This is a genomic window from Psychrobacter sp. DM4 (assembly GCF_051307035.1).
In the GTDB taxonomy this organism is placed as follows: domain Bacteria; phylum Pseudomonadota; class Gammaproteobacteria; order Pseudomonadales; family Moraxellaceae; genus Psychrobacter.
In genome coordinates, this window is the sequence record NZ_CP195536.1 from 2,710,209 (window position 1) to 2,724,594 (window position 14,386).

A 14,386-nucleotide genomic window follows, 5' to 3' on the forward strand; every position below is an offset into this window, starting at 1 on the left:
TCTCTTTTTGTAAAATAACTTAACAGTAAGTCGTACTATACAATCTAGGTTAACAAGTACATCTTTGCCTTATTAACCAACGGATCAACCCCGAAAGCCTTTTGGCAATACTGGTGCAGGCAAACGCTTCATATCTGAGTCAACGTCACCAAAGCGCTCATGACCGTTGTTCCAGTCCTTAATCGCAAGCTCAATCTCTTCTTTGTTGTCCGCGACAAAATTCCACCAGAGCAGTACTTGGTTATTGAGTGGCTCACCGCCGATGAACATCACACGCGTACCTTTTTTGGCAACCAGCTTGATGCTCTCATTATTGGCGACATCATGATCGTAAAAGCGCAATAATTGATCTTGCGGGCAGAGGTTGCCCTCAGATTCAATCTCGCCTTCATTGACCAAAATACCGTACTCAAATCCTGACTCAAGCGTTAGCGTGACTTCGCCGTCTTCCTGCCAGTACACATCGATACCGACCATTTTTGAGTACTGAATCGTTGGCGCTTGATACTGCTCACCGGTCACTGACGTGTAGCTGCCAGTGGTCAAAATCATCTCGACATTATCTTCACTCCATGTTGGCAGTTTTGGATAATGATGAAAGCTTGGCTCGATGTCTTGATCCGTTGGCAGGGCGACCCATAGCTGTACCATGCTGATCGCACGCGACGCCTCAGGCGATCCACCTGTATCAGGAAATACGCTTTGCTCGGTATGGCTGATGCCGCGAGCAGGCCCTGTACCTGCGGTCATGACATTGACTTGGTTTTTGGTAATGACCTGCTCGTTACCTAAGCTATCTTTATGCAGGACTTCGCCATCAAGCATCCAGCTAAAGGTCTGCAAATTGATATGTGGATGACGACCCACTTGCATGCCGGCCTCGTCTAAACCGAACTTGGCGGGACCTGCATGATCCAAAAAACACCATGCACCGATAGGCTTTTTGCCTTTATTCGGTAGTAATCTAGCGATAGGAATGCCGCCCACGTCTGCCAGCCTTGGCACTAGGGTTTGAATGCTCATGATTCCCCTCTTATTATCGGATGACGGCTATAGATATAGCCAAAAGCAGAATGGTGGTGTCTGTTTTTATATATTCAAAAAGATAAAGACCATCAATAAAAAAAAGCGACCAGTTGGAGCGTTTAAATCTGGTCATTTATCCATGGATGTTCTCTAAAATTTGAAATATTTTATGGAGTTAAGCTGTGACGCTATTATAAATGCCAATTAAAATGCGATAAACCACCCCAATGACAAATATAAGTTCTGGTTATGAGAACAATGATATAGTAGCCAAAACGCGACCTTTATTATTTGAGGCTACCCTTTATGTTGGGTAGCTTTTATCAAGCGATTACCTACAAGACATACAGGAGAGTGCCATGGGACAACTAGAAGACATGGCTATGTTCGTACGGGTGGTCGAAGCGGGTAGCATTACCAAAGCCGCTGAGCAATTAGATATTGCCAAGTCCGCGGTAAGCCGCCGCCTAAAGGATTTAGAGACACGCTTGGGCAATCAGCTGATCAGTCGCACCACCCGTCAATCCAATCTAACCCAATCAGGTGAGCTGTATTATCAGCGAGCTTGTCGTATATTGAATGAGGTCGATGCGCTTAATGAGCAGACTAGCGACTCCCCTACTCGTATTGAGGGCACGCTGAAAATGACTGCGCCTCTCACCTTTGGGCTAATGCATCTGAATGAGATTATCGACGACTATGCCAGCCAGCACCCTAATTTGAGCTTTGAGCTGGATTTTTCTGATCGGCACGTAGATCTAGTCGAAGAAGGCTATGAGCTTGCTATTCGTATCAGAGCATTACAAGACTCAACGTATCAAGCTAAGCGTCTAGCATTAGTGAGATGTTCGCTGTGCGCCAGTCCTGATTATCTGAGTAAAAGGGGCACGCCGCAGACGGTAGCCGATCTGGCAGAACATGAATTTTTGCAGTATGGTCTTGGCAAATATGGCAGCATAGAGCTGACAGATGACCAAGGGAAAACTCATAAAGTGGTCACTCAGTCAAAAATAAAAGCCAACAACGGAGATTTTTTGCGCGATATGGCAGTTAAGGGTCAAGGTATTGTCTCTTTGCCTACTTTTATCACCTACCAGATGGTAGCAAGCGGTGCGCTCATTCCTATTCTTGGTCAGTATCAGCTACCTACTTTGAACGCTTATGCCGTCTATCCCAAAAATCGTTTTTTGTCACAACGCTGCCGATATCTCATCGATTTTATCGCAGAACGCTTCGGTGATGACCCCTATTGGGATCAGATTTAGACGTATGCTAAAAATATAGCCCCTCTCTAAATCATACTACTATCAAAGATAACTTATGGTTTATCGCTTAGTCATCGTCAAACCCTCATAAGAATGGGTAGGATGAACATGCACTCATAGGGTATGTTACCTACATACTCAGGGTGTCCGTCAATGGTTCGGTTGCAAAACAGAAGATGGGTACAGACCCGCCTACTTTCCAGATACCAAGCTGCTCATACACGAAAAAGAATAGCACCCTCTGGACGTTAATGACGCCTTTACACCGTTTCTCATAGACACACCGCTCGCTCAGGCTGAGATCGGTATTAACATCAGCAGGCGTCGGTATAAAAAAACGGGTAGGCGAGCCTTTAGTGGGCTAAAAATAGTGTCATTCTTTACACGTTTCTAGACAATAACGCTCTTCATTATTGATGATTTAACTTTTTAATCCGCTGTCTTTTTTCACTCTTTTAATTTTGATTGTGGCAACGTAGCCATCTTCATGCCGCCCCACGTCACTAGTATCACGCCAAGCGCAATGAGAGAGCCGCCTACGACCAATCCCTCAGGCAGCGCTTCGCCTTGCAAGATAACAGCGACGGGTACGCCAACGATAGCACCGACAGCGCCTAGTAAGCTTAGGAGCACAGGGCCACCCGTCTTTTGTAATACAAAAAGCAGTACGAATTGAACAGCAAAGATGATGGCCTGAACAAGGATTAAGAGTGCTGAGTTAGAATTCTCTAACGACACCATAAGTGAAAAATCAGGGAGTGTGCCTACCAAACCGAGCAGAATAACGGCGGCAATCAGCATGCCGGGTGCGAGCGCAATAGGTGAGGCATTATCTGGCCAGCGCAAGGTTCGATAGATATTGCCGATAGCGAGTAGCACAGGGCCACATAGTGCGAGTAGTATCCAGAACATACTAGTATCTGGAGTAGCAAATTTACGTGCAGCCAACACCCCGACACCAGCAAGCGCTGCAGCGACGCCAAGCGCGCGCATTACGCTAAAGCGCTCAATGTTGAGCATGAGCGCACCTAGATAAGTCAGCAATGGCGGCAGTGAGATAATCAACGCGACAAAGCTTGCACCAACGTGAGGAATGGCTGAAAAGAATATCAAGTTGGAGCCTGCGACACTGACCAAAGCGGCGACAATATAATACTCAAAACTACGCCTGCTCGGTGCTAGCAACTCACCCCTCATAAAGGCAACAATAACTAAGACAATAGCAGCGCCTAAGAGTGACCAGAACAAAAATGCCAGTGGACCTAATCCAATCTCGCCTGCGTACTTGGCTAGGTTGGTTGAGATACCCAGCAAAGCACCGCCCACAAGCAAGCAGACTAACGCTATCAGCCAAGTATTGTTCTCAATAAAAGACGGCTCAATAGAGTGACTCATAAAGGGTCTGCATCAATTAAAAGTAGCATTAAATCAAAACCTAGCCCCTAAAACCTTATAACGACAGAATACAGTTATAGAAAACATAGTTATAAATAGTAAGAGCTAACAAAGACTATAGAATTTTGCTAAACTAATACTTATCATTTATAAGACAGACTAAATGATAAAACTTTTATCCTTTGAAATAAATATAGCTTTTATATTAAAAACTAATTATAAGCTTATATTGTTAATAATTTTTTTCACTACATAAGGATTATTTATTATGACTTTATCTACCAAAAAATTAAAACGTGCTATTGCTATTACTGCGATTAGTAGCCTTGGTATGCTTAGCGTATTGGCTCATAGTGCTATGTATGAGATCGACCCAAACCATACCGCGGCGCGCTTTTCAGTTGATCATTTTGGTACTTCCACCAATGCTGGCGGATTTTATGGTCTGACAGGTATTATTGACTATCAGCCAGAAGACGAGCAAGGTTTTGTGGGTATAACGATTCCTATGGGTAGCTTGAGTACAGGACTCAAAGCATTCGATACTCACTTAAAATCTGCTGATTTTTTTGACGTTGCCAAGTATCCCACGGCTTACTTTAAATCCACTGAGTGGCAGTTTGATGATGGTGAGGTACAAACGGTAAAAGGTGATTTGACTCTACATGGACAGACGCATCCCGTTACTCTAAATGCTACCCAATTCAACTGCTACGACAGCCCAGTACTTGAGACCAAAGTATGTGGCGGCGATTTTGAGACGACAATTGATCGCACTCAGTGGGGCATAACGACTTACACCGACGGCGGGATGATGAAAGATATTAAACTGGTCATACAAGTAGAAGCAGGTCTAAAAGAAGATAACTCATAACCTAAATTTTTAATGATACGCTTTTTATCAATGCACTCTCTAGTGATAGATGACAAAAAGCGCTCTACCTGAAATTAAAAAGGTATCAAGCTCTGTTTGATACCTTTTTACTTTTTAGCATATTGCTCGCTCATACATAGATGCCACTCATCAAGCCAACTGGATTCTTCTACTACTCTTTGAGCATTTGCTGTCAAAATTAAAGCATAAGACGCTTTACTGTTTTGCAGCTTCTATTTGAATATTTAAATCCACTTTTTCAGTCATTCCTAATAAGGTGTATTTGCTAATCCCCCACTTGGTACGATCGATGGTCGTGGTAAAGTCGCCCCCGCAGACCCGACCCTTCAAAATAGGACTTAGATAACAGTTGAACTTGGTTGCTATTAGTGTCACAGGATGCGTTTGTCCGCGTAGTGTCAGATTGCCGTCTACACGCACAACTTCTGATTCTGAACTGTCGTCACTAAAATACCATTTGCTTGAGTTGAAATAAGCCGCTGGATATTTCTCAATATCGAAAAAATCCTCACTTTTGAGAACGATATCAAAAGCGGTATTACCTGTCACTAGCGTATTCATCGGAATAATAAGTGCGATATTGCCTGTCTTAGCTTGCGGATCATAATCGAGTTGACCCGTTAAATTATAAAATCCGCCCGTATTGGTCGACGTACCAAAATGATCGATAGCGAAACGCACATTGGCATGCGTCGGATCGATGCTATATGTAGCTGCATAGCTGATAGTGATACTACTCATGCCAGCAGCCGCTAATAATAAAGCGCTTAAAGGCTTGTAATAAGTCTTGAACATCTGATGGCGCAAAAGAGAAGTCATCATTACTTTCCTTGTCATAACTATGTCTTTGTCACTTCAAACAATAGCATGATTTAGCGAAGTGACAAGTAATGATATATTGATATCTCTCCTTAACTCTCGTTGGATATCGTATGTCTATCTTCGCTTGGCATACTTGCGTTATTATTCTCTTTACCATGTGGTTTTAGCCATTTAGCAAACCAATTGGATAAGTCGTCCATGAGCGTATACACCACAGGAATTACAACCAAACTCAGTAATGTAGACGTCACAAGGCCGCCCAATACCGCAGCCGCCATCGGACGCCGAAAGGTCGGATCAGCATCGCCCCAACCAAATACCAGCGGCAACATGCCAGCGCCCATCGCAATTGTCGTCATAATGATAGGACGTGCGCGCTTGCGACAGGCATCCATGATGGCGTCAAACCTTGCTAGGCCACGATTTTGCGCGATGATAGCGTAGTCAACGAGCAGAATTGAGTTTTTGGTCGCGATACCCATGAGCATAATAAAGCCAATCATCGACGGCATCGACAAGCTACTGCCTGTGATAACTAGACCCGCTAGTGCACCACCAATTGATAGTGGTAGCGCCATCAAGATAGTAAAGGGCTGTAGTAACTTACCAAAGAGTAAAATAAGCACCCCTAAAATACAAACAATACCGACCGACATGGCGATGATAAAACCACTGAATAGATCGGCCATGTTCTCGGCTTGGCCTTGTTCAACGATACTAATCGTTGACGGTAGATTTTGTATCGTAGAGGTTTGTTTGACCGCTTCTACTAATTCCCCAAGCTCACCATCAGCAGGTTGCACGGTAATACTAATTGCGCGCTCACGATCCAAGCGTTTGATCTGCGCAGGCCCTGTACCGAACTCTAGATCAGCGACTTCACCTAGGCGCACGCCTTCGCCTGTTGGACGGCTGTTAAGCACATATAGGCCTTCTAGCTGCGTAACGTTTTGTTTGGCGACATCAGGCAAACGCACTACGATAGGTATCTGGCGCGTATCGAGATTGAGCTTAGAGAGACGCTGCTCGTAATCACCGACTGTCGCTATGCGTAGCGTTGATGCGATATCTTGCGTCGTTACCCCTTTGTCAGCCATCGCTAATCGATCAGGAATGACCGTCAGCTCTGGTCTAGGTAAGCTTCGATCGCTGGTGACTGCTCCTGCGGCTGGTAACGCACGAACCTCAGTCATAATTTTCTGAGCAGTTTGCTCCAAAATCTCTGGACTACTACTCGTTAAAGAAAAGTTATAGCCACTACCGCCGCCACTGCCTATACCAACGGTAAAGCGCGCACCAGGTACCTCTTCCATCAAAGCGCTGATTTCACGTTCTATCGATTTTTTGAAAGCGCGTTCATCTCTTGCCACAAGCACAATATCTAAATTGGCAATGTTTTTGGATTTACTACCACTGCTAGAGCCTGCCTCCATAGTGGCTTGCGCCTCTCCGACAGAGGTAAAGATGTTGCTAACCTCGGGCATCGCCAAAATACGGCTGCTAGCCATTTCAGCGACGCGCTCAGTGTCAGCCAGCTCAGCATCGGGCGTCAGCTCTATCGATACGCGCGTCTGATTGCCATTGTCATCTGGAATAAATGCTGTTGGTAATAGTCCTGCTAAGCTTAGTGAACCAACAAATAACAGCAGCGTTATGCCCATAGTCACCCAGCGATGACTCAGTGTCCATGAAACCACTTTAATATACCCAGTCATGACTCTGCTTTGCTTTTCGACTCGATGCTTTTCAGGCCTCAATATATAAGCTGCCATCATCGGCGTTATCAGACGTGCGACTAGCAAAGACATCACAATGGAGATAGCAGCCGTCCAACCAAATTGACGGAAGAATTGACCGACAACGCCGCCCATAAAGGCCGTTGGTAAAAATACTGCCACTAACGTAAAAGTTGTGGCGACAACGGCTAAGCCAATCTCATCAGCCGCCTCCATCGCCGCCTCATAAGGTGTTTTGCCCATCCGTAGATGGCGAATGATGTTTTCAACCTCAACGATAGCGTCATCAACCAATACGCCAACGACTAGCGATAAGGCTAAAAGCGTAATGATATTGAGACTAAAGTCAAATAGATACATTCCCAAAAAGGTAGGAATAATGGACAGTGGTAACGCAACGGCAGTAACGATAGTCGCGCGAATATTACGCAGGAATAAAAAGACCACGATGACGGCTAAAATACCGCCTTCGATTAGCATAGTAAGCGACGCCTTGTAATCTTCTGCTACTGGCACGGCGCGGTCATAGACCTTTTCTATATTAATACTACTCATCTCACTACTGAGTTTAGCAAGCTCTGCATCGACTCGTGCGGCTACTTCAACCTCACCATTGCCACGCGAGCGTACAATGTTGAAGGCCACTACGGTCTGCTCATTCAACTTAGCCACTGAACTACGATCAGCCGGAGCATCGGTTATGGTTGCCATACGTCCTAGCGCTTGTGTTCCACCTATCGGTACAGCAATCTGTAAATTGTTCAACTCGTTAGCGCGCTCAACAGCACCCAATACTCTGATAGTTTGCGTCGCATTACCGACTTCAGCCTCCCCGCCTGCACCATCTTGCTGAATACCTGCTATCTGCTGCGATAGCTGCACGATGGATAGCTGTAAACCACTGAGTACGATAGGGTCTGCTGCAATTCTAATCTCACGCTGCAATCCACCGATACGATTGACCGAACCAACGCCAGATATATTCGATAGGCGCTTGGTGATCGTATCATCGACGAACCAAGATAAGTCTTCAACGCTCATATTGTCCGCAGCAACTGAGTAAGTCACTACGGGAAATCCTGAGGTTGAGACTTTGGTAATAATAGGATCGTTGGCAGCGGCTGGTAGATCACCACGAATCTCATCGACTGAGGAGCGAATATCATCGAGCGCTTCTTGAATATCTTTCTCTAACACAAATTCAGAGACAATCGTTACCGCGCCTGTTTGTACGGTAGTGCGAATATGATCGATGCCATTAATGCTTGTGAGCTTGTTTTCAATTTTTTTGGCGATATCGTTTTCTAATTGAACGGGGTCAGCACCAGGCAATGTCACAGTGACAACTACAGCTGGAAAATCGATATCAGGGAATTCTTGCACTTTCATCTGCTGGAAGCCGTATATTCCACCCATGGTTAGGAGCACAAACAAAAGAATAGCGACTAGCGGATTTCGAATCGAATAGGCCGATGCATTCATACTCATGATAATACCTGCAAATATGCCTGTGCTGATTTCTGCGCTGAGACTGGAGCATTGGTTGTTTGAGCTACGGCGCTAGCATTAGTGTTGGTTTCGCTACTAGTACTACTATCAACAACACGTACAAGATCGCCTTCATTCAAAAAGCTACCGCCTTGTTTTACCAAGCGACTATCTGCTGGCAACGGCTCCGCTACTGCTACATTTTCACCAAAACGCTCGCCTAGCATGACTCGAAGACGCTTTATCCGGCCCACACTGGTATTATCAATAGTTTTTATATCGGTTACTAACATGACGTAGTCGTAACCATCATTGCTAACGATAGCCGTATTAGGAATCGTTTGCATGCTGGCATTACCTAATAAGAATTCGCCCGTTTGATACATGCCAGCACGGGCACCGCTATTGGTCGCTAAGCTTGCGTAGATAGTGATTTGACGATTGTTATCAGCAGTCGGCGCAATACGGCTGACCTCACCCGTTACCGATTGATTATTAGGTAAGCTTACGCGGACGGGCGTCCCGACGCTGACTTCACCGATGAGGCTCGGATCGATATCGGCTTGCCATTCCAAGATACCGTCTTTGACGATAGTAAATAGTGGCTCGCCGCCTGTGACTTGACCCACTTCGATCATTTTTGCGCTAATGATGCCGCTGACGGGCGCGGTAACCGTTGCATTATCTAGCATCAAGCGTTGGCTACTTAAGCGTGCTTTTGAGGCTTGTAGCGCCGCTTGGGCGCGCAGCTCAGTAGTACGGTATCGATCAGCTTCTTGCTTACTGATAGCATCAATATCGATGAGTGGAAGTACGCGCACAGCATCTGCTTTTGCACTAGCGAGTGTCGCCTCCGCTTCTGCGACATCAGCTTCAGCCTGCAACACTTGTTGCTCCGCAGCATCGGTATCAAATATAGCAAGAACTTGTCCAACTTTCACACGGTCGCCTTCTTCGACAAAGATACGCTCTATAGCAACGCCGTTTACTTTTGCGCTGACGTTGGCAGTATCTTTGGCACTAATAGTACCTTCAGCACTGAGCGTATTACCAATGTTGTCTTGGCTTGGCATGACGGTTTCGACCGATAGTACCGCTTGCTCAGTACTAGTGTCATCGGCTGTAGTTACCGTTGAGGTTTCGTCTGTCGCTATATTTTCAGCACGCTCACTGCTACTATTGTCCCAATACCGACCCAATAGTACACCCAGTACTAACATAGCGATCAACACTGGTATCAGCCATGATGGCTTCTTACTCGTTGACTTCTGTGCCACTTCAGCTTGACGATACGGCGGCAGCTCCGTTTGCGCCTCTGAAAGGACTTTAGAGTTAGCAGGATCTTGCTTATTATTGGGGTCTTGAAAGTCACTCATAATAGATCTCTACGGACAAGCACAGTGATAAAAAAAGGGTTAAGCGATAGCGTTCATATAGAGGTAGTTTATCTTAATGATAGCCTTTAGCCTTGTAGTCTATATTACTAACGAGTCAACTATCGTCGCTATTTATGTCGTTATAACATAAGTGCCGTCTATCAACTTATCAACAAAAGACGAAGTAAGTATTTTACAGTAGTGGCTTTTATGTACAAAGAGACATGACTATTAAATAAAATAGCATTACTACAAAGATAAAAACGCACACTCAAAAGAATGCGCGTCTCGTTGCCTACATTTTGCGTAAAGCAACTGACTAAAAACGATAACCCAGACCCAGATAGGTGATGTAAGGGTCGATATCGAGGTTGGTTTTTGATTTGATTAATTCCTCTCCACTGTCGTTCTTTACAGTAATGGTGGTTTCGCTATCTAGCTTGGCGTAAGATAATGAGCCGACCGCAAACCATCGATCATTGAAGTCGTAAGTAGCACCTAGGGTAATAATAGGCGCAAGCACGCTTTGGGCATCGACTTCTACTGTCATATCGCTACTAGATTTTACGTCTTCTAGAGCAGCACCCGCTTTATCATCTTTGATGTTTTGGATTTGATCGCCCGCTCTTTGCAAGTCTTGCTCGATACCCTCATTGAGTTCAATATCGTCAAAATAAGCATAGATGGCACCTGCAACGACATATGGCCGGAATTTATTGACTCCCGATTTACCGAACTGATATTGCACGCCCGCTGCTGGTAACCAAGCGCGAGCCGTTGAAGCTACGCCATTACCTTGCGTTAAATCAGTAATAGCAATGTCTTTTTTAATACCGAATTCTGGCAATATTGCCCCCACTCCACCAGCATTGACCCTGCCAGTCAAGGGTGCAAACACTTGCCCTTCACCTAATATATCTACTGTTGGTGGTACGCCAGCTTTGAACTCCACTGACCAATTATCGCTAAGATAATAGTTGAATAACAAGCCTACCGTATCCGCATCATCAGCTTTGAGTCCAGTACCTGGGCTGCTCCAATTTTTTAAGCCATTAATTTCGACGTCACCTGATACATCACCAAAAGTAGTTGAAGACAAATCAGTCTCTTCACCTCTAAAACTTGCCAACCCTATAAGAGTTAGACCTGTATTTACTTGAAACTTAGTGAGCTCACTTTGATCAGGATCAATAACCTATCTAACCGTTTTGATTTTGACACTACCGTTTTTGGCAACAGTGCCATCATTGATAGAGGTAGAGTTTTGTAAGGGATTGGGGTCACCTTGCGGTATAGCGTGCAACCAACCTGCAGAGACTGAAAAGCGCTTAAAGCTATCATCAGTCTTGAAATAATTAAATTCAGCAAAAGCGGATTGGCTAAGCAGTAAAGAAGAGGTTATGGCGCAGGCAAAAATCGATAGGTGTTTCATAGAACGTCCTTGTATGAGATTTGGTTTTAAAATGAATGACACCATAAAATACATAAGTAATTCAGCAAGCTATGCAGATTTAACACCTGCGTACCCTCAAGATTCCAACCTCCTGTCAGAACCGAGCAATATATTGAACTATGTTTATCTTCTATATCTATCGGGCATACGAACCATTTGACGACAAGAGAACATAACAATTTGACCGATTGTCACTTGAGACAACCGTCCGGCGCGACAAATTGACACACTATTATCGAGATATCAATATTAATCTGCAGACAAATAAGTCAGTTTTGATGAAATTGAGGGGAACAAAAATGTTGTATTAACCTCTAAGACAACAACGTATAAGGAGTTGAGAGTTAGGCTGACGACTATTGTTTGATAAAATGACTGAGGAGTATTTCAAGAACTAAAGATACAATATAAGGCTTGAATGAAAATAAATAAGATATAAATTGAAATCAGCGAGGCCAGCAGCATTTGATAATCGATAACTAGAGATGATGTACTTTTTAACTGAAACTAGGGCAATTACAAGCTTAGGCATTGGTATAGCGACTGGCTTCTGGCATCCAGCGATGAATGAGCTGACTGACATCTGCCTTGCGAGCAGGATCTGTAATGATGTGCTTAGCCAAACGCTGGGCGATAGCAAATAGCTCTTCGTCTCGAATGAGATCAGCAAGATAGTAGCCGATGTTTCCCGTCTGACGTTTGCCTAGTAGCTCACCAGGTCCGCGTAGCTCCAAGTCCTTTTGCGCGATCACAAAACCATCAGTACTATCGCGCAGCACGTTTAAGCGCTCCGTTCCTGTCTCAGATAGTGGCTTTTGATACAGGAGTACGCAGTAACTTTTGGTTCTACCGCGACCGACGCGACCACGCAGCTGATGCAATTGCGATAGTCCTAGACGCTCCGCATTTTCGATAACCATTAAGGAGGCATTGGGCACATCGACTCCGACCTCGATAACGGTAGTGGCAATGAGCAAATCAAGAGTGCCTGATTTAAATTCGTGCATGATGGTTTGTTTGTCAGCAGACTTCATTTTGCCATGAACGAGACCGATACGAATGTTTAAGCGCTCGTTTAAATCCTCATAAGTGGCCTCGGCTGCTTGCGCGTCTAATACACTAGACTCCTCCACCAAGGAGCATACCCAGTATGCTTGACGACCCTCGCTACAGTTGATAGCGATACGCTCGATAACGTCATCACGGCGATTGCGATCGATTGTCACCGTCGTAATAGGCGTGCGCCCTGGCGGCAACTCATCAATGATAGAGGTATCCATATCGCCGTAGACACTCATCGCTAGCGTACGCGGAATAGGCGTTGCGGTCATAATCAGCTGATGCGGCGTGCTCCCTGCTACGCCTTTATTGGTTAACGCCATACGCTGCTCCACGCCAAATCGGTGCTGCTCATCTATGATAACTAATCCTAATTTGGCAAATTGCACCGTATCTTGAAACAACGCATGAGTACCGACGACGATTTGTACAGTATTTTGCGCTACTGCCTCCAACGCCTCGCGGCGCTGCTTCGCCGTTTGCTTACCAGCTAGCCAGCCGACACCAATACCTAGCGGCTCAAACCATGCTTTAAAATTAGCCAAATGCTGCTCTGCTAATATCTCAGTTGGTGCCATAACCGCCACCTGCCAGCCACTATCGAGTGCGTAGCCTGCTGCTCCTGCCGCGACCAAAGTCTTGCCAGCACCGACGTCACCTTGAACGAGCCTAAGCATTGGGATCGATATCGCCATGTCACGAGCGATATCAGTCATGACACGCTGTTGCGCGCCCGTTAAATCAAACGGCAAAGCGCCAAATAGCTTGTCCGCTAATGGACTGGTGGTCGTACATTTAGGGGCTTTATGCTTATGCAGCTGTTGCCGGCGATACAAGAGACTAAGCTGATGCGCGGTTAGCTCTTCGATGATTAGGCGCTGGCAGGCCGCATGGGTACGCGCTGTGAGCTGAGTGAGTAACCGATATTGCTGACTGGCATCGGTATAAGTAGGCGGGGTATGCAATAAGACCAGCGCTTCAAATATCGTCAAATGATAGACACTATTTATCGCAACCCCTGCCCTATCTTTATCTATCGGCTGATGATTGGTATACTCATAAGGCGCTGGACTGGCTCTATGAACGCAGCTTATGCTAGCGATGGTATTATCAGGCACGCTACGCGCCAGCTCTGAGAATATATCTTCAGGCTCATCATCGACAAGGACAGGTTCTGGCGCAGGGTCAAAAGGTACGAGCGGCATGTCCGCTACCGTCTCAAAGTCCGCTGGCGTAAACAACGTCATCGGTAGCGCTTGCGTGCGTACAGTTTGTAAAGCCAGCTTAATAAGGGTACGTAGCTTATTTTGATGGAGGCCTTTAACCGTTGGATAAATAGGTTGCAGACCTGTATTGACCAAAGCGCCTGTATCGCTCATCACTTGGTACTCAGGGTGGTGCATCTGCTTGCCGTAGCGATTGACCTTGATCTCACCGAACAGTTGCAATTTTGTGCCTAAACTCATGGTCTGCAATAGTCCGGGATACACCTTAAAGAACCGCAAGGATACCGTACCGCTATCATCATCGACGATCACCGTCATGCCGCTGCGTTTGTTGTCGACATGTACCACACGACCAGTGACTAGAGCTGATTGTCCATGGACAAGCTCACCGATAGAGACTAAGCGGCTGCGATCCTCATAATCACGCGGCAGATGTAATAATAGATCAAAGATGCGCTTGATGCCTAATTGCTCAAGCTGCTCGGCAACTTTTGGACCGACGCCCGCCAGTGCTGTCACTGGCATATCGAGTGACGATATCGGACGCTCAGACGCTGAGAAGTCTGATGTATTAAGGGGTAGCTTGTTGGCAGAAGGCATCAAAAATCCCAATCAAATCTCTTATTATTGGCGTATCTTATTTTT

The 14,386-nt window shown here is 45.5% G+C and carries 8 protein-coding genes and 1 pseudogene; 2 read left to right on the top strand and 7 right to left on the bottom strand.

Annotated features, from left to right (window positions below):
* Positions 1 to 84 precede the first annotated feature (84 nt).
* The gene (locus ACR64G_RS11645; RefSeq protein WP_435979445.1) at positions 85 to 1,023 is read right to left on the bottom strand and encodes a pirin family protein; all 939 of its coding nucleotides are present in this window, start codon (positions 1,021 to 1,023) and stop codon (positions 85 to 87) included.
* Between the two features lie 362 nt (positions 1,024 to 1,385).
* Here ACR64G_RS11645 and ACR64G_RS11650 point away from each other — a divergent pair, with 362 nt between their 5' ends.
* Complete coding sequence (locus tag ACR64G_RS11650; RefSeq protein ID WP_435979446.1) at positions 1,386 to 2,291, top strand: LysR family transcriptional regulator; 906 nt, start codon at positions 1,386 to 1,388, stop codon at positions 2,289 to 2,291.
* A gap of 447 nt (positions 2,292 to 2,738) precedes the next feature.
* Here the strand turns inward: ACR64G_RS11650 and ACR64G_RS11655 are convergent, their stop codons facing one another.
* On the bottom strand, positions 2,739 to 3,686 hold the full coding sequence (locus ACR64G_RS11655) for a DMT family transporter (RefSeq protein ID WP_435979447.1): 948 nt from the start codon (positions 3,684 to 3,686) through the stop codon (positions 2,739 to 2,741).
* Positions 3,687 to 3,954: 268 nt separating this feature from the next.
* On the opposite strand from ACR64G_RS11655, the gene ACR64G_RS11660 reads away from it, so the two are divergent.
* On the top strand, positions 3,955 to 4,560 hold the full coding sequence (locus tag ACR64G_RS11660) for a YceI family protein (protein ID WP_435979448.1): 606 nt from the start codon (positions 3,955 to 3,957) through the stop codon (positions 4,558 to 4,560).
* A 216-nt stretch (positions 4,561 to 4,776) separates the two neighbouring features.
* On the opposite strand, the gene ACR64G_RS11665 is transcribed toward ACR64G_RS11660, so the two are convergent.
* The 5 genes and pseudogenes from ACR64G_RS11665 to recG all read right to left on the bottom strand — a co-directional run bounded on the left by ACR64G_RS11665 (position 4,777) and on the right by recG (position 14,341).
* Entirely contained in the window at positions 4,777 to 5,400 is a 624-nt protein-coding gene (locus ACR64G_RS11665) for a YceI family protein (RefSeq protein WP_435980720.1), read from the bottom strand.
* 92 nt (positions 5,401 to 5,492) lie between these two features.
* Positions 5,493 to 8,627, bottom strand: a complete 3,135-nt coding sequence (locus ACR64G_RS11670) for an efflux RND transporter permease subunit (RefSeq protein WP_435979449.1) — start codon at positions 8,625 to 8,627, stop codon at positions 5,493 to 5,495.
* Complete coding sequence (locus tag ACR64G_RS11675; protein ID WP_435979450.1) at positions 8,624 to 10,003, bottom strand: efflux RND transporter periplasmic adaptor subunit; 1,380 nt, start codon at positions 10,001 to 10,003, stop codon at positions 8,624 to 8,626. The genes ACR64G_RS11670 and ACR64G_RS11675 overlap by 4 nt, the downstream gene beginning before the upstream one ends.
* A 319-nt stretch (positions 10,004 to 10,322) precedes the next feature.
* Positions 10,323 to 11,435, bottom strand: a pseudogene (locus ACR64G_RS11680) (OmpW/AlkL family protein).
* A gap of 545 nt (positions 11,436 to 11,980) precedes the next feature.
* Positions 11,981 to 14,341: an ATP-dependent DNA helicase RecG gene (recG, locus tag ACR64G_RS11685; RefSeq protein ID WP_435979451.1), complete on the bottom strand. Its 2,361-nt coding sequence runs from the start codon at positions 14,339 to 14,341 to the stop codon at positions 11,981 to 11,983.
* Between the last annotated feature and the right edge of the window lie 45 nt (positions 14,342 to 14,386).